General features: G+C 67.6%; 13 protein-coding genes. 10 read left to right on the plus strand and 3 right to left on the minus strand.

The features are described from left to right. Window positions 1–62: 62 nt before the first annotated feature. Genes LZ005_RS20220 through LZ005_RS20230 form a run of 3 tightly spaced genes read right to left on the minus strand, consistent with a single transcriptional unit; the run spans window position 63 to window position 1,674 of the window. Entirely contained in the window at window positions 63–899 is an 837-nt protein-coding gene (locus tag LZ005_RS20220) for an HDOD domain-containing protein (RefSeq protein ID WP_237810318.1), read from the minus strand. A gap of 26 nt (window positions 900–925) precedes the next feature. Further along, window positions 926–1,210, minus strand: a complete 285-nt coding sequence (locus LZ005_RS20225) for a hypothetical protein (protein WP_307727825.1) — start codon at window positions 1,208–1,210, stop codon at window positions 926–928. Next, window positions 1,204–1,674, minus strand: coding sequence for a MarR family winged helix-turn-helix transcriptional regulator (locus LZ005_RS20230; protein WP_237810319.1), 471 nt, complete (start codon window positions 1,672–1,674; stop codon window positions 1,204–1,206). The genes LZ005_RS20225 and LZ005_RS20230 overlap by 7 nt, the downstream gene beginning before the upstream one ends. Window positions 1,675–1,746: 72 nt before the next feature. Between LZ005_RS20230 and LZ005_RS20235 the strand changes: the two genes are divergently transcribed. The 10 genes from LZ005_RS20235 (at window position 1,747) to LZ005_RS20280 (ending at window position 16,137) form a co-directional block, all read left to right on the plus strand. After that, window positions 1,747–2,646: a DMT family transporter gene (locus LZ005_RS20235; RefSeq protein ID WP_237810320.1), complete on the plus strand. Its 900-nt coding sequence runs from the start codon at window positions 1,747–1,749 to the stop codon at window positions 2,644–2,646. Window positions 2,647–2,662: 16 nt separating this feature from the next. Further along, window positions 2,663–3,610, plus strand: coding sequence for a GlxA family transcriptional regulator (locus tag LZ005_RS20240; protein ID WP_237810321.1), 948 nt, complete (start codon window positions 2,663–2,665; stop codon window positions 3,608–3,610). Between the two features lie 129 nt (window positions 3,611–3,739). Further along, window positions 3,740–4,975, plus strand: coding sequence for an acetylornithine/succinylornithine family transaminase (astC, locus tag LZ005_RS20245; protein ID WP_237810374.1), 1,236 nt, complete (start codon window positions 3,740–3,742; stop codon window positions 4,973–4,975). A 47-nt stretch (window positions 4,976–5,022) separates the two neighbouring features. Continuing rightward, on the plus strand, window positions 5,023–6,045 hold the full coding sequence (locus LZ005_RS20250; protein WP_237810322.1) for an arginine N-succinyltransferase: 1,023 nt from the start codon (window positions 5,023–5,025) through the stop codon (window positions 6,043–6,045). Window positions 6,046–6,056: 11 nt separating this feature from the next. Then, complete coding sequence (gene astA, locus LZ005_RS20255; RefSeq protein WP_237810323.1) at window positions 6,057–7,088, plus strand: arginine N-succinyltransferase; 1,032 nt, start codon at window positions 6,057–6,059, stop codon at window positions 7,086–7,088. Continuing rightward, window positions 7,081–8,547, plus strand: coding sequence for a succinylglutamate-semialdehyde dehydrogenase (gene astD, locus LZ005_RS20260; protein ID WP_237810324.1), 1,467 nt, complete (start codon window positions 7,081–7,083; stop codon window positions 8,545–8,547). The genes astA and astD overlap by 8 nt, the downstream gene beginning before the upstream one ends. Before the next feature lie 10 nt (window positions 8,548–8,557). Beyond that, window positions 8,558–9,898 (plus strand): N-succinylarginine dihydrolase, encoded by a 1,341-nt coding sequence (gene astB, locus LZ005_RS20265; RefSeq protein WP_237810325.1) that lies wholly within the window; start codon window positions 8,558–8,560, stop codon window positions 9,896–9,898. Between the two features lie 163 nt (window positions 9,899–10,061). After that, window positions 10,062–14,759, plus strand: a complete 4,698-nt coding sequence (locus LZ005_RS20270) for an NAD-glutamate dehydrogenase domain-containing protein (RefSeq protein ID WP_237810326.1) — start codon at window positions 10,062–10,064, stop codon at window positions 14,757–14,759. Next, on the plus strand, window positions 14,759–15,736 hold the full coding sequence (locus tag LZ005_RS20275) for a succinylglutamate desuccinylase (RefSeq protein ID WP_237810327.1): 978 nt from the start codon (window positions 14,759–14,761) through the stop codon (window positions 15,734–15,736). The genes LZ005_RS20270 and LZ005_RS20275 overlap by 1 nt, the downstream gene beginning before the upstream one ends. Next, a complete protein-coding gene (locus LZ005_RS20280) occupies window positions 15,733–16,137 on the plus strand; it encodes a DUF3052 domain-containing protein (RefSeq protein ID WP_237810328.1) in 405 nt (134 codons plus the stop codon). Before LZ005_RS20275 ends, LZ005_RS20280 begins: the two co-directional genes overlap by 4 nt. Window positions 16,138–16,178 lie beyond the last annotated feature (41 nt).

A 16,178-nucleotide genomic window follows, 5' to 3' on the forward strand; every position in this document is an offset into this window, starting at 1 on the left:
TTTTTTCCCGCCAGATAAATGGGGTCTGACCCCGATTTGTTTGGCGGGCAAGGGGGGCGGGCTCAGATCAGCAGGGCAGCGGCCAGCGCGGCCACTTCGTCTTGCGACTCGGCCAGAATTTGGGCCAGGGTGCCGTCGCCGACGGCAAAGTCGATCGTGGTCGCTTCCTGCAGCGTGGTGGCGCCGGGGCGGTGGTGCAGGGGGGAATGCACGGGCGCCAGGTCATTGGCCAGCATCAGGGTGTCGCCCAGAGTCTCGGGCGGCAGCGCGCGCATGCCGACCCACAGGGCATTGATCGCCTGCATGACGGGGCCGGGCACGTTCAGTTCGTTCAGCACGGCGCGCCCGATCGTCATCTCGCCATGCGTGGTCCAGTCTTCCGGGTCGCCATCGAGAATCTCGGGCATGGCCTCGGCCTTGGACAGCAGATAGAAGCCGCCGACTTCGTGCACGATGCCGGCGAACAGGGCGGTGTTGGCGTCGACCTTCGACACGCGCCGCGCGATGATCGCGGCCAGCGCCGCCACGTGGGCCGAGTGCTGCCACAGCTGCTCGGCATGCTGGCGCACCAGCGGGTGGGTGATCTCGCCCTCGAGCTGGCGCACGATGGTGGCCGCGACCAGGGCATTCAGGGTGGAAAAGCCGAGCCGGCTGACGGCGGCCTTCACATGCGTGACGTCCGGGCCGCCGCGGCTGTAGGCGGCCGAATTGGCGATCGCCACCGTGCGCGCCGCCAACAGCGGCTCGGCCTGCACCAGGCGCGCCGCCTCGTCCACATGGCAGCCGGGATCTGCCAGGGCCTCGCGCAGCTTCAGCGTGGCCTGGACATGGGTCGGAAAATGCAGCTCGCCGCGCGCCGCCTGGTGCGCGATATGTTTGAAGGCGTCGATCCTGTTCAAGAAAGCCTCCTTGCCTGGTTGGCGCCCTAGCCGGCGCTGAAGATCGCGTCGCAGCCTTCGCGCGTGCCGTCCTCGCCGTCCAGCTCGTCGCTCAGGTCCAGGTCGATCAATTCCTCGACCGCATTGGTGAAGCTATTGGCCTTGGTGGCGCCGATCAGGCGGTAGATCTCGCCGTCGGCATTGCGCAGGCCGATGATCATTTTTTCCTTGCGCACTTCGTCTTCGCCGACCGTTTCGAGCAGCAGGTTGGCGGTGATTTTCTTGTCGAATTTGGCGGGGGCCTTACCGGCAAGCAGACAGGTTTTCAGCATTCAGGGGCCTCATCCGATAGGGGATCGGCAGCCGTGCGGCCGGCCGCGATCCGTTCTTTTAATTGCTGGAGCTGGGCATCGAGGGCGCCAAACTCCGCGTCGCTGTAACTGGCAAACAGCAGCTTGCCGTAATTGACCACTTTCGGGAAGGCCTCGGCAAACATCGCCTCGCCCTTGGGCGTCAGGCGCACGAAGAACGAGCGCTTGTCGGTGCTGCTGCGTTCGCGCTCGACCAGGCCTTTCTGTTCCAGCCTTTCGATCACGCCCGTCAGCGTGCCCTTGGTGATCAGGGTTTTTTCGCCGAGCTGCTTATAGCTCATGCCGGACGTATTGCCGAGCGTGGCGATGATGTCGAACTGGGGCGGCGTCAGATCACACCCGCGGATGGCCTCCGCCGTGTGCCGTTCAAAGCCTTGCATGCATTCCGCCAGCAGGCGGATGCTCTTCAGATAGCGCTCTCCCATGGGCCGATTATAGCTGGCTTGGCCGGGGCCGGTTACCATTATGCCCTTGTGACATTTTCCGGCGCCCTCCGTATGAGCCAGCATCTGCGCGGCATTTTTGCCCTGATCGTCGTCACCCTTGTGTGGGGAACAACTTTTCCGGCGATGAAAGACCTGACCAGCCATTTCTCGCCGCTGTGGATCATCTTCAGCCGCTTTCTGCTGGCGGCCGCCGTGCTCAGCCCGTTTTTATGGGGGGCGCGCCTGCGCGACCTCGGCCTCGGGCTTGGGATCGGGGTGCTGTTGTTCTTCTGCTATGTGTTCCAGGTCGAGGGCCTGGCTCTGACGAGTTCCAACCGCAATGCCTTCATCACCGGCCTGAATGTGCTGGTGGTGCCCCTGCTCGGTGTGCTGGCCGGGCGCCTGCCGGAAAAGCGCATCGTGCTGGCGCTGGCCCTGGCCCTGGGCGGCCTGTTCGCGCTCTGCTACGACGACGGCGCCTGGAGCCGGGGCGACACCCTGGCCCTGTGCGGCGCGCTCAGCTTCGGGCTCTACATCAAGTGCATGGAAGTCGGCACGCGCCGCGTCGAACGCCTGATGAGCCTGACGGCGGCCCAGATCCTCTCGGTCGCCCTGTGCGCCGGCCTGTGGCTGGCCGTGCGCGAGGTCCCGGGCGCGGCCGACGCGGCCGGCTACTGGCGCGCGCTCGGCGCCGGCCTGCAGCAGTCCTGGCCGTATGTGGCCTATCTGGGCCTGGTCTGCACGGCCGCGATCATCTCGCTGCAGAGCTGGGGACAGCGCCACGCCTCGGCCAATGAGGCGGCCGTCATCTATGCGTTCGAACCGGCCAGCGCCGCCTTCTTCGCCTACTTCTGGCTGGGCGAGACGATGACGGCGCGCGCCTGGCTCGGCGCGGCGCTGTTGATCTCCGGTATGATAGTCAGCCAATGGAACGCCGACAGCCGGCCGGCCGCCGCCCTGGCGCCCGAGTGAAGGCTGCGCCCCCTCGATGCCGTTTTCCCATCTTGCCAGTCTTGCCCATGAGAGCCCGCTGCGCCTGCTGCTGATCAATGCAGGCGAGCCGGATGCCTTGTCCTGGGCGGGCCTGCTGCAGCCGCTGCGCCTGGCCGCCAAGTTCGCCGGCCCGCAGCGCCTGATGGTGGACGTGCGCACGCCCGACAAATTCGCGGCCGAGGCGCGCCGCCACTGGCATCTGGTGATGCTGGTGGCCGAGGAGGACCAGGCCGCGCGCCGTCCGCCCCAGCTGCGCCAGACCATCGAGGGCCTGCGTGCGGCGCCGTTCTGGGGCGGGGTCGGCGCGGCCGTGCTGTGGCTGGCCGATGCGGGCGTGCTCGACGGCGTGCGCGCGGCCCTGCCCTGGCAGCTGGCCGACGAGGTCGGCGGCCAGGCCGAGCGCGCCATTCTCAGCCAGCATCTGTACGAGGCCGACGGCGCGCGCCTGTCCTGCTGCGGCGGGGCGGCCAGCCTTGACTTCGCGCTGGTGCTGATCGATGCCGTGTTCGGCCCCGATCTGCAGGCCCAGGTCAAGGAGGCCCTGTGCATCGACAAGGTGCGCGGGCCCGAGGAGCGCCAGCGCGTGGCCCTGCAGGCGCGCTTCGGCGCGCTGCAGCCCAAGCTGTCCGAGGCCGTGACCTTGATGGAGGCGAATATCGAGGAACCGCTCTCGGCCGACGATATCGCCCAGCTGGTCGGCATCTCGCGGCGCCAGCTGGAACGCCTGTTCAAGCAGTATCTGGGCAGCCTGCCCTCGCGCTACTACCTCGAGCTGCGCCTCAAGCGCGCGCGCCAGCTGCTGCTCGATACCAACTACTCGATCGTCCAGGTGGGCCTGATGTGCGGCTTCTCCTCGGGCTCGCATTTCTCGACCGCCTTTGGTCAATTGTTCGGCAATACCCCGCGCGAAGAGCGCCAGCGCAAGATGGACGCGCGCGCCTGAACGGCGGCATTGGCATTCGGACAAGCCCCAATTCTGAAAATGCCTGTCGCGTTTTCAAAAGAATCTGCCGGGGGCGCTTCCTATAATCGCCAGACTGTCCACCGTTTGTAAGGAATTGCCATGACTGCTATGCACGACCTGACCACCCGCCCGGTCACCCGCCAGACTTTTGACGAAGTCATCGTCCCCACTTATGCGCCGGCGGCCATGGTTCCCGTGCGTGCCCAGGGTCTCGATCTGTGGGACCAGTCTGGCAAGCACTACCTCGATTTCACCTCGGGCATCGCCGTCAGCAGCCTCGGCCACTGCCATCCGGGCGTGGTCGACGCCGCCACCAAGCAGATGAACACGCTCTGGCACCTGGGCAATGGCTACACCAATGAGCCGGTGCTGCGTCTGGCCTCGGCCCTGGTGGAAGCGACCTTCGCCGACCGCGCCTTCTTCTGCAACAGCGGCGCCGAAGCCAATGAGGCGGCCCTGAAGCTGGCGCGCAAATACGCGCACGAGAAGTTCGGCCCGCACAAGTCGCGCATCGTGTCCTGCCTGTCGTCCTTCCACGGCCGCACCCTGTTCACCGTCTCGGTCGGCGGCCAGCCGAAGTACACCGAAGGCTTCGAGCCGCTGCCGCCCTCGCTCGACCACATCCCCTACAACGACATCGCCGCTGCCAAGGCCGCCATCAAGGATGACGTCTGCGCCGTGATCGTCGAGCCGATCCAGGGCGAAGGCGGCGTGGTGCCGGGCGACGTGGCCTATCTGCAGGCCCTGCGCGAGCTGTGCAACCAGACCGGCGCTCTGCTGATTTTCGACGAAGTGCAGTCGGGCGTGGGCCGCACCGGCCACTTCTACTGCTACCAGGGCAAGGGCGTGACCCCGGACATCCTGACCTCGGCCAAGGCGCTCGGCAATGGCTTCCCGATCGGCGCCATGCTGACCACCAACGAGATCGCCAAGCACCTGGGCGTGGGCTCGCACGGCACCACCTACGGCGGCAATCCGCTGGCCACCACGGTGGCCCTGAAAGTGGTCGAGACGATCAATCAGCCGGCCTTCCTGGCGCGCGTGCGCGAAGCCTCGGCCAAGCTGTTCACCCAGCTGGCGGCGCTGGCCGGCGAGTACCCGCAGGTGTTCGGCCAGGTGCGCGGCGAAGGCCTGTTGATCGGCCTGCCGATGGCCGGCGACTTCAAGGGCAAGGCCAAGGACCTGCAGAAGGCCGCCGAAGCCGAAGGCCTGATGGTGCTGATCGCCGGTCCCGATGTGCTGCGTCTGGCCCCGGCCCTGATCGTCAGCGACGCCCAGATCGACGCCGCCATGGCGATGCTGCGCACGGCCACCGCCAAGCTGGTCGCCGCCCAAGCCAAGTAATCCCTTCCCATGGCCCGGCCAGTGCGCCGGGCCCGCCTGGAGCCACTATGTTTGTAGTCCGTCCGGTTCAAGTTTCGGATATCGACGCGCTCGAAGCGATGGCCAGCAGCAGCATGCCCGGCGTGCACACGCTGCCGCGCACGCGCGACCGGATCCAGGAAGCGATCGAGACCTCGCTGGCTTCGTTTGCCGCCGCCGTCGACATCCCGAGCGAAGAGCGCTACCAGTTCGTGCTGCAGTCGCTGGCCGATGGCCAGGTGCTGGGCACGGCCACGATCCACGCCTCGGCCGGTTCGAACGGCACCTATTTCGCCTTCCGTAACGATGTGATCCAGCAGGTCTCGCGCGACCTGAACATCTGCCACAACGTGCACGCGCTGACCCTGTGCTCGGAGCTGACGTCCTACTCGCAGCTGTCGGGCTTTTACATCGCCCACCGCGCCAATGCCGGCCTGGAGGCGGCCCTGCTGTCGCGCGCGCGCCTGATGTTCGCCGCGCTGGCGCCGCACCGCTTCGCCGACCACTTCTTCGTGCCGCTGGCCGGCGTGACCGACAGCGACGGCCGCTCGCCGTTCTGGGAGGCGCTCGGCCGCAAGTTCTTCAAGAAGGACTTCCTCGAAGTCGAGCGCATCATCGGCGGCGCGCGCAACCGCACCCTGATCGTCGAGCTGATGCCGCACTACCCGGTGTATGTGCCGCTGCTGCCCGAGGACGCCCAGGCCGTGATGGGCCAGATCCATCCGGGCTGCGAGCTGCCGTTCCGCCTGCTGACGGCGGAAGGCTTCCAGGCCGACGAATACATCGACATCTTCGACGGCGGCCCGATTCTGCAGGCCCACAAGCATGGCCTGCGCACCTTCAGCAGCGCCAGCGTGAAGAAGGCCGTGCACGGCGAGGGCGCCGGCGCCCTGGTGCCGTATGCGGTGGCCAGCGCGCGCCAGCAGGACTTCCGCGTGGTGACCGTGCACGTGCCGGCCATCGAAGCCCAGGACACGATTCCCCTGCCGCCCCAGGTGTTCGAAGCCTTGCGTATCGGCCTGGGCGAGCCGGTCCTGTGCGTGCGAATCTGAGAGAGACACCTATGCTAGTTGTACGTGCAATCCGCGCTTCCGATCTCGATGCCATGATCGTCATGGCCAGCCAGGTCGGCAGCGGCATGACCACCCTCAAGCCGGACCGCAAGATGCTGGGCGACCGCATCGAGGTGGCGGTGGCCTCGTTCGCCGGCAGCATCGCGCCGGACAAGCGCGACTACATGTTCGTCATGGAGGACCTGGAGAACCAGCGCCTGGCCGGGGTGTGCGCGATCAAGGCCGCCGTCGGCCTGGACGAGCCCTTCTACAACTACCGGATCGGCACCCTTGTGCATTCGAGCCGCGAGCTGGGCGTGTTCTCGCGCATGGAGACCCTGTACCTGTCGAACGACCTGACCGGCGCCACCGAACTGTGCTCGCTGTTCCTGCATCCCGACTACCGCGAGGGCTATAACGGCAAGTGGCTGTCCAAGTGCCGCTTCCTGTTCATCGCCCAGTATCCGCAGCTGTTCACCACCAAGATCATCGCCGAGATGCGCGGCTATATCGTGGGCGAGCGCTCGCCCTTCTACGAGGGCCTGGGCCGGCACTTCTTCAAGATGGACTTCAATGCCGTCGACGCGCTCACCGCCAAGGGCAAGAAGAGCTTCATCGCCGAACTGATGCCGCGCCAGCCGCTGTACGTCGATTACCTGCCCGAGGAGGCGCGCGCCGTGATCGGCAAGGTGCACGACAACACCGTGCCGGCGCGCCGCATGCTGGAAGCCGAGGGCATGCACTACGAAGGCTATGTCGATATTTTCGACGCCGGCCCGGTGCTGCAGGCGCGCGTGTCCGAACTGCGCGCCCTGCGCGAATCGACCCTGTGCACGGTCGACGCGGCGGCCGCTTCGGCCGACAGCGAGCCGCTGCTGGTGTCGAACACCGATATGCAGAACTTCCGCATGATCGTCGCGCGCAGCAATCCGGTGGGCGGCCGCATCGCCCTCAGCGCCGCCGAGCAGGACCTGCTGCAGGTCGGCGCCGGCGCCAGCGTGCGCACCCTGTCTCTCAATATCCGGAAACCGAATCATGGCTAATCTCTCCAACTTCATCGACGGCGTCTGGCTGGCCGGGCATGGTGCCGAACTGGTCACCGTCGATCCGTCCACCGGCCGCCAGACCTGGACCAGCAATGCCGCCAGCGTAGAGGATGTGAACGCCGCCGTGGCCGCGGCCCGCGCCGCCTTCGAAGACTGGGCCCTGCGCCCACTCGAGGAGCGCATCGCCATCGCCACCCGCTTTCGCGATCTGCTGAAAGCGCAGGCCGAGGACCTGGCCCGCACCATCGCCGAAGAAGTCGGCAAGCCGCTGTGGGAAGCGCGCACCGAAGTGACGACCATGGCCAACAAGGTCGACATCTCGATCCAGGCCTACCACGCGCGCACCGGCGAAACGGCGGCCAGCGTGGCCGACGGCACGGCCGTGCTGCGCCACCGCCCGCACGGCGTGTTCGCCGTGTTCGGCCCGTATAACTTCCCCGGCCACCTGCCGAACGGGCATATCGTGCCCGCCCTGATCGCCGGGAACACCATCGTCTTCAAGCCGAGCGAGTACGCGCCGCGCACCGCCGTCAAAACCGTCGCCCTGTGGGAGCAGGCCGGCCTGCCCAAGGGCGTGCTGAACCTGGTCAATGGCGCGCGCGACAGCGGCGTGGCCCTGGCCAATGCGGCCATCGACGGCCTGCTGTTCACCGGCTCCTGCCAGACCGGCGTGGCCCTGCACAAGGCCTTCGGCGGCCAGCCGGGCAAGATGCTGGCGCTGGAGATGGGCGGGAATAATCCGCTGGTCGTGTGGGACGTGCAGAACCTCGACGCCGCCGTGCACCACGCCGTGATGTCGGCCTTCCTGTCGGCCGGCCAGCGCTGCACCTGCGCGCGCCGCCTGATCGTGCCGGACAATGCCTTCGGCCAGGCCTTCATCGCCCGCGTCACCGAGGTGGCCGCGCGCCTGGTGGTCGGCCCCTCCGACGCCGAGCCGCAGCCTTTCATGGGTCCGGTGGTCTCGAGCGCCGTGGCGGCCCGTCTGGTGCAGGCCCAGGCCGCGCTGGCGGCCAAGGGCGGCAAGGTGCTGCTGCAGATGCGCCAGCTGGACCCGAACACCGGCTTTGTCACGGCCGGCATCGTTGATACCACCGACGCCGTCGGCGTGCCCGACGAGGAGTGGTTTGGCCCGCTGCTGCAGGTGATCCGCGTGAAGGACTTCGACGCCGCCATCGCCAAGGCCAATGACACCGCTTTCGGCCTGTCGGCCGCCCTGCTGTCCGACGACGAGGCCCTGTGGAAGCGCTTCAGCGTGCGCGTGCACGCCGGCGTGGTGAACTGGAACCGCCCGACCAATGGCGCCGCCTCCTCGGCCCCGTTCGGCGGCGTCGGCCAGTCCGGCAACCACCGTCCGAGCGCCTACTACGCGGCCGACTACTGCGCCTATCCGGTGGCCTCAATCGAAAACCCGAAACTCGAACTGCCGGCCAAGCTGTCGCCTGGTCTGAGCCTGTAAGGAGAGCCTGATGCCGCTCGCGCGCGAATTCAATTTCGACGGCCTGGTGGGCCCGAACCACAATTACGCCGGTCTGTCCTTCGGTAATGTGGCCTCGTTCAGCAATGTGAAGAGCGCCTCGAACCCGAAGCAGGCCGCCCTGCAGGGTCTGGCCAAGATGCGCGCCCTGGCCCAGCGCGGCTTCGGCCAGGGCCTGCTGCCGCCGCAGATGCGCCCCAACTTCCGCCTGCTGCGCAGCCTGGGCTTCACCGGCAGCGACGCCGCCGTGATCAGCAAAGCCTGGAAGGAAGCGCCGGTGGTGCTGGCCTGTGCCTATTCGGCCTCGCCGATGTGGACCGCGAATGCGGCCACCGTCAGCCCCGGCGCCGACACCGACGACGGCCGCCTGCACTTCACGGCCGCCAACCTGAATAACAAGCTGCACCGCGCCTTTGAGCATCCGCAGTCGACCCGCACGCTCAGGCAGATCTTCGGCGACGAGCGCTATTTTGCCCACCACGAGGCGCTGCCCGGCTGCCCGGCCTTCGGCGACGAGGGCGCGGCCAACCACACGCGCCTGTGCGCGCGCCACGAGGACGCCGGGGTCGAATTCTTCGTCTACGGCCGGGTGGAGTTCGACCCGAACGCCGCGGCCCCGAGCCGCTACCCGGCGCGCCAGACGCTCGAAGCCTCGCAGGCCATCGCCCGTCTGCATGGCCTGAACCCGGCGCGCACCGTGTACGCCCAGCAGAACCCGGGCGTGATCGACCAGGGCGTGTTTCACAATGACGTGATCGCCGTCGGCAGCGGCCAGGTGCTGTTCTATCACGAGCAGGCCTTCCGCGACGAAGCCGCCACCCTGGACGATCTGCGGCGCGCGATGGACAGCGTCGGCAGCGCCTTGATCCCGGTGCGCGTGGACACGGCCGATGTGCCGGTGGCCGACGCCGTCGCCAGCTATCTGTTCAACAGCCAGCTGCTGATGAAGGACGACGGCAAGTACGCGCTGGTGGTGCCGCAGGAGTGCAGCGAAACGGCCAGCGTGGCGCGCTACCTCGACCAGCTGATCAAGTCGGGCGGCCCGATCGACGAGCTGCTGACTTTCGACCTGCGCCAGTCGATGCGCAACGGCGGCGGGCCGGCCTGCCTGCGCCTGCGCGTGGTGCTCAGCAATGAGCAGGCCGCGGCGATGCACCAGGGCGTGCTGATGACCGAGGCCCTGTACCCGCGCCTGGTGGCCTGGGTCGAGAAGCATTACCGCGACACGCTCGCCCCGCAGGACCTGGCCGACCCGCAGCTGGCCATTGAATGTCAGAGCGCGCTGGAAGACCTGGCGCGCCTGCTCGAGCTGCCGATGCTGTATCAGGATTGAAGACGTAGAGGAAGACGCGGCGCACCCGGTTTGATTCGCCGCAGAAGAACTGGTCTAATAGCGGGCATTTCAGGGCGGAGACCCCGCCTGGGAAGCAAGCCTGAAGCCCTCCACAAGTGGGCGACCGGCACAAAAAACACATCACCAAAAGCATGGAGAAGTTATGAAACAGACGCCTCAAGAACTGCGCACGCAGACGCTTGATCTGGTCAACGCCAACGCGGGCACCATCCCGGCCCCGGTGGCCAAACTGATCGCCGCCTGGATCGGCGCGCTGGACGACGAAGACCTGGCCGGCATCGCGCCCGCCGCTTTCGCTCCCGTCCTGGCCGACGCCTTCACCCAGGCCGGCACCCGTGCCGCCAAGGGCTGCCAGATCGTGCGCAGCACCTACGCGGACGGCCGCGGCGGCCAGGCCAGCGCTCTGTTGATCATCAACGACGACATGCCCTATCTGGTCGATTCGATCGTGATGGCGATGCGTAAGCAGCGCGTGGCCGCCGCCGGCGTGATGAACGCCGTGCTGGGCGTGCGCCGCGACGCGCAGGGCGTGCTGACCAGCGTCGGTGAAGCTGGCGCCCCGGCCGAATCGCTGGTGCTGGTGCTGCTGCAGGACACCCTGCCGGCCGAAGAACTGAATGCCCTGGTGGCCAAGCTGGAGATGGTGGCGAAGGACGCCGCCGTGGTGCGCCGCGACGCCGTCGCCATGGCCGACCGCCTGACCCAGATCGCCGCCGCAAATGCCGGCAAGGGCGCCGAAGGCCAGGAAACCGCCGCCTTCCTCGAGTGGGCCAAGAACGAAGGCTTCGAGCCCTTCGGCTATGCCTACTACGTGGTCAAGGCCGGCCAGCGCGAACTCGAACGCGATCTGCCCAGCCGCGTCGGCGTGCTGCAGGATACCGCCCATCCGGTGTACGGCGCCTGCATCGCCAACATCCCGGGCGACCTGGAAAATCTGAAGGCCCGCGCCGACGCCCTGTCGATCGTGAAGGCCGACGTCGAAGGCACCCTGCACCGCGACGAGCAGCTCGACTTCATCGGCGTGCGCGACACCAATGACAAGGGCGAGGTGATCGGCGAACACTGCTTCGTCGGCCTGTTCACCCGCGCTGCCCGCAATACCCCGCTGAACCGCCTGCCGTTCGCGCGTGGCCGCGTGGCCAAGGTGCTGGCCATCGCCGGCGTGCGCCAGGAAGGCTTCCGCGCCGAGAAGTTCGTCGAGATCCTCGAATCGCTGCCGCGTACCGAAGCGATGGAAGGCGAGCCGGAATGGCTGGCCCAGGTGTGCTCCTCGGTGGTGTCGCTGTACAAGCAGCCGCGCGCCAAGGTGTTCGCCCGCCGCGACGTCTACCAGCGCCACCTGAACGTGCTGGTCTACCTGCCGCGCGAGCGCTATTCGGCCGCCGTGGCCCAGGCCCTGGCCGCCGCCCTGAAGGATTCCTCGGGCGCCGCCGACGTCAAGGTGCAGACCCTGGTGGCCGATGGCCCGCTGGCGCGCGTCTACCTGATCGCCCACGCCGCGCGCTATCCGCTCGACCTCGAAACCGACATCCAGCAGCCGCTGCTGAACGTGCTCGATGGCTGGCATGACGCCTTCGCCCTGCTGGCCGAAGGCGTGGCCGATCTGAGCGCCCGCTCGGCCCTGCGCAAGCTGGCCACCAGCCTGCCGGCCAACTACCTGGGCGCCACCGCGCCCGACGTCGCCTTCCGCGACCTGACCACGATCGTCGCCCGCGCCGACAGCGCCCGCATCGCCGTGCGCGTGGAGCTGGCCGGCGAGCAGCCGACCATCCGCCTGTACTCGGTCGACCAGGTGACCTCGCTCTCGCGCATCCTGCCGGCCCTGCACAATGCCGGCATCGCGATCGACCGCGAGCAGTCCTACACGATCACCCGCGCCGACGGCCGCAAGGCCTTCGTCACCACCCTGGTGGTGGACGCCAATTCGGCCTTCAAACTGGGCAAGCTGCATGATGTCGGCGTGGCCGAAGACCTGTTCGAACAGCTGTTCAACGACGAAGCCGAAGACGGCCGTCTGAACGGCCTGGTGATCGAAGGCGGCCTGTCGACCCGCGAAGTGCAGCTGGTGCGCGCCTACATCGCCTACTGGCGTCAGACCGGCAGCAAGTTCTCGGTGCGCTACATGGCCGACTGCCTGCGCCGCCAGCCTGGCCTGGTGAAGGATTTCGTGGACGGCTTCAAGGCCCGCTTCAACCCGGCCAACAACGAAGCCGAGCGCGAAGCCGGCAGCGCCGTCATCGCCTCGATCAAGACCCGTCTGGCCGCCGTCAACCACGCCGACACCGAGGAAATCCTGGCCGCCATGAGCGATCTGGCCCTGGCCACCCTGCGCACCAACTACTTCCAGCAAGTGGGGCAGGGCGACAAGATCATCTTCAAGTTCAATACCTCCAACCTGCACCTGGTGCCGGAACCGCGCCCCTATCGCGAGATCTACGTGTTCTCGCGCCGCTTCGAAGGCGTGCACCTGCGCGGCGGCCCGGTCGCGCGCGGCGGCCTGCGCTGGTCGGACCGCATGGAGGACTACCGCACCGAAGTGCTTGGCCTGGTCAAGGCCCAGATGGTGAAGAACGCCGTGATCGTCCCGGCCGGCGCCAAGGGCGGCTTCGTCTGCAAGATGATGCCCAAGGACGCCACCCGTGAAGTGATCGCGGCCGAAGGCGAAGCCGTCTACCGCCTGTTCATCGCCAGCCTGCTGGAAGTGACCGACAACCGCTCGCGCGGCGCCGTGGTGCCGCCGGCCGACACCGTGCGCTACGACCAGGACGACCCGTATCTGGTGGTGGCCGCCGACAAAGGCACGGCAACCTTCTCCGACATCGCCAACAGCATCGCGGTCGGCCGCGGCTTCTGGCTCGGCGACGCGTTCGCCTCGGGCGGCTCGAACGGCTATGACCACAAGAAGATGGGCATCACCGCCAAGGGCGCGTTCGAAGCCGTCAAACGCCACTTCTACGAGCTCGAACACGATATGAACACCACCCCGTTCAGCGTGGTCGGCGTGGGCGACATGTCGGGTGACGTGTTCGGCAACGGCATGCTGCTGTCGAACCAGATCAAGCTGGTGGCCGCGTTCGACCACCGCCACATCTTCCTCGACCCGAATCCGGATGTCGCCGTCTCCTTCGCCGAACGCCAGCGCATGTTCGCGCTGCCGCGCTCCTCGTGGGAAGACTATGACAAGAGCCTGATCTCGCAGGGCGGCGGCGTGTATCCGCGCTCGGCCCGCGCGATCGAACTGTCGCCCGAAATCCGCGCCGTGCTCGATATCGAAGAGAGCAGCCTGACGCCGGAAGAACTGATGCACCGCATCCTGAAGGCGCCGGTCGACCTGTTCTACAACGGTGGCATCGGCACCTACATCAAGGCCTCGAGCGAGACGCATGCCCAGGTCAAGGACCGCGCCAACGACAATATCCGCGTCAGCGGCAATGAGCTGCGCTGCAAGATCGTGGCCGAAGGCGGCAACCTGGGCGCGACCCAGGCCGGCCGTATCGAATTCGCGCTGGCCGGCGGCCGCATCTTCACCGATGCGATCGACAATTCGGCCGGCGTGGACTGCTCCGACCACGAAGTCAACGCCAAGATCTGGCTCGACACCGAAGTCAATGCCGGCCAGCTGTCCGAGGCCGACCGCAACCAGCTGCTGCTGGATATGACCCAGGATATCGAAGACCTGGTCCTGCGCGATAACACCCTGCAGACCCACCTGCTGGTGCGCGAGCTCGAAGCCCAGGCCGATCCCTCGGTGGTCGATGCGTATGCCGCCCTGATCACGGCGCTGGAAGCCGAAGGCGCGGTCAACCGCGAACTCGAATTCCTGCCGACCGACGCAGAACTCAAGCGCCGCAAGCAGCACGGCATCGGCCTGACCACGCCGGAACTGGCGGTGGTGGTGGCGAACGTAAAGAACCGCTTCAAGAAGACCCTGTCGGCCATCAACCTGCTGGACGCACCCTGGGCCAAGCAGATCCTCACGCCTTACTTCCCGGCCCAGCTGGTGGCCAAGCGCGACCCGCTGCAGCACCCGCTGGCGAACGCCATCCTGGCCACCGTGCTGGCCAATGAAGTGGTCAACCGCTGCGGCCCGCTGATGGTGCGCGAACTGGCGCTCGAACACAACGCCGACGAGAACGACGTGGTCAAGGCCTGGGCCCAGGCCTGGGCGGCGCTGAATCTGGCGCCGCTGTTCGATACGCTCGACGCCCACGCCCTGCGCATTCCGCGCGCCGTCTCGCAGAAGGTCGATGCCCGCACCCGCGTGCTGTTCAAGGCCGCCATCGAAGGCGCGCTCGGCGTGCCGCACGATGCGCGCGGCCAGGCCGCGATGGCCGAACTGGCGCGCCTGTTCGCCGATCCGGCCATGCTGGCCTCGCTGCTGCAGGGCGAGTCGGAAGCCGATGGCGAAGCCGGTCTGGATGCAGGCTTCGCCCAGGCCTGGAAGTCGGTCGAGGCGATTGAAGCCGTGGCCACCTTCCTGTTCGCCGCCGTCTCGGTGGTGCGCCCGGCCGGCATGAGCCTGGCCGACTTCCTCAAGGTCGGCATGGCCCTGCGCGCCCAGGTCGGCATCGACACCCTCGAGCGCGGCCTCAAGCTGCACCCGCACAGCAAGGCCCAGGCCCAGCTGCGCAACTACGCCCAGCAGGCCCTGCGCCGCACCCAGCAACGCCTGCTGTCGCAGGTGCTGGCCAAGGCCGATGGCGCCGACGTGATGGAAGCCGTGGAACTGGTGACCAACACCATGGGCCTGACCGGCTACGACCCGGCGCACGACCTGGCCCAGGCCATGCTCGACGTCTGGGCCCTGTCGGAAGCCACCAGCACCGCGGTGGCGGCCTGATGGCGCCAGCGCTGCCAGCGGCCGTCGCCGCCCTCGCCAGGGCCGACTTCTCGGCTCTGGTGGCGCGCTACCGCGCGGCCGGTTTCGTCTGTGACGAGCCGGCGCGCGGCATCCTCAGTCTGAAGCAGTCCGGCGCGCGCGCGAGCGTGCTGGTCTCGGTCGGCGTGCATGGCGACGAGACCGGCCCGATCGAGATGCTGGCCTGGCTGCTCGATGGTCTGGCGCCGCAGGCGCTGGCCGTCAACCTGATGGTCTGCGTCGGGAACATCGAAGCCATCGCCGCCGGCAAGCGCTTCATCGACGCCGACTTGAACCGCATGTTCCGCGCCGAGCGCGGCGATCTGGCCACGGCCGCCGAAGCGGCGCGCGCCGACGTGATGATCGCCGCCACGCGCGCCTTCTTCGCCGACGCCGGGCCGCAGCGCCTGCACCTCGATCTGCACACGGCGATCCGGCCCTCGCGCTATCCGATGTTTGCCATCGTGCCCGAACTGATCGAGGACGGCGCCCGCGCGCGCCTGATCGACTGGCTGGGCGAGGCCGGCATCGAAGCCGTGATCATGAATCCGAAATCGGCCGGCACCTACAGCTACTACAGCGCCGAGCACCATGCGGCGGCCGGCACCACGGTGGAACTGGGCCGGGTCGGCACGCTCGGGCAGAATGACCTGAGCCAGTTCGCCGCCACCAGCGCCGCCCTGCAACGCCTGCTGACGGGCGGTCCCGCCCCGGCCGGCGGCGCGCGTCCGCAGCTGTTCCTGACCGCGCAGTCGATCATCAAACTGTCGGACGGCTTTCAGATGCAGGCCTTCGACAGGCAGACCCAGAACTTCACGCCGGCGCCGCGCGGCACCGTCATCGCCACCGACGGCGACACCGTCTACCGCGTCGAGCACGAGCAAGAGTACGTGGTCTTCCCCAATCCCGATGTACGGGTCGGCCTGCGCGCCGGCCTGATGGTGGTGCGCGCGCCGTGAGCGGCTATTCGGGCACCCCGCTGGCGAAGAAGCTCGGTCTGAAGGCCGGGCTGCGCTACTGGGTGCATGGCGCGCCGCCGCAGCTGCAGGAGCTGCTCAGCCCCATTCCCGAAGGCCTGCTGCTCGATCCGCAGATGTCGGCGGCGATCGACGTCGCCCACATCTTCAGCACCAGCCAGGCCGAACTCGCGCACTGGCTGCAGGCCTGGCGCCCCGTGCTCAAGCCGAACGGCGCGCTGTGGGTGTCGTGGCCGAAGAAGGCCGCCAAGGTCCCGACCGATGTCAGCGAGGACGCGATCCGCGCGCTGTGCCTGCCGCTCGGCTATGTCGACATCAAAGTGTGCGCGGTAGACGAGGTGTGGTCCGGCCTCAAGCTGGTGATCCGCAAAGAATTGCGCTAGGCGCGCAAACTGGCCCATAATCGGCGCACGCCACCCCCGCT

Origin of the sequence: Massilia sp. TS11 (assembly GCF_022012445.1) — a bacterium.
GTDB lineage: Bacteria > Pseudomonadota > Gammaproteobacteria > Burkholderiales > Burkholderiaceae_D > Telluria.

What these genes read in the sequence shown, in the direction of transcription:
- LZ005_RS20270 (WP_237810326.1), top strand. Translation starts at nt 10,062, where the DNA reads ATGAAACAGACGCCTCAAGAACTGCGCACGCAGACGCTTGATCTGGTC.
- LZ005_RS20225 (WP_307727825.1), bottom strand. Translation starts at nt 1,210, where the DNA reads ATGCTGAAAACCTGTCTGCTTGCCGGTAAGGCCCCCGCCAAATTCGAC.
- astC (WP_237810374.1), top strand. Translation starts at nt 3,740, where the DNA reads ATGCACGACCTGACCACCCGCCCGGTCACCCGCCAGACTTTTGACGAA.
- LZ005_RS20250 (WP_237810322.1), top strand. Translation starts at nt 5,023, where the DNA reads ATGTTTGTAGTCCGTCCGGTTCAAGTTTCGGATATCGACGCGCTCGAA.
- LZ005_RS20275 (WP_237810327.1), top strand. Translation starts at nt 14,759, where the DNA reads ATGGCGCCAGCGCTGCCAGCGGCCGTCGCCGCCCTCGCCAGGGCCGAC.
- LZ005_RS20235 (WP_237810320.1), top strand. Translation starts at nt 1,747, where the DNA reads ATGAGCCAGCATCTGCGCGGCATTTTTGCCCTGATCGTCGTCACCCTT.
- LZ005_RS20240 (WP_237810321.1), top strand. Translation starts at nt 2,663, where the DNA reads ATGCCGTTTTCCCATCTTGCCAGTCTTGCCCATGAGAGCCCGCTGCGC.
- astD (WP_237810324.1), top strand. Translation starts at nt 7,081, where the DNA reads ATGGCTAATCTCTCCAACTTCATCGACGGCGTCTGGCTGGCCGGGCAT.
- astB (WP_237810325.1), top strand. Translation starts at nt 8,558, where the DNA reads ATGCCGCTCGCGCGCGAATTCAATTTCGACGGCCTGGTGGGCCCGAAC.
- LZ005_RS20230 (WP_237810319.1), bottom strand. Translation starts at nt 1,674, where the DNA reads ATGGGAGAGCGCTATCTGAAGAGCATCCGCCTGCTGGCGGAATGCATG.
- astA (WP_237810323.1), top strand. Translation starts at nt 6,057, where the DNA reads ATGCTAGTTGTACGTGCAATCCGCGCTTCCGATCTCGATGCCATGATC.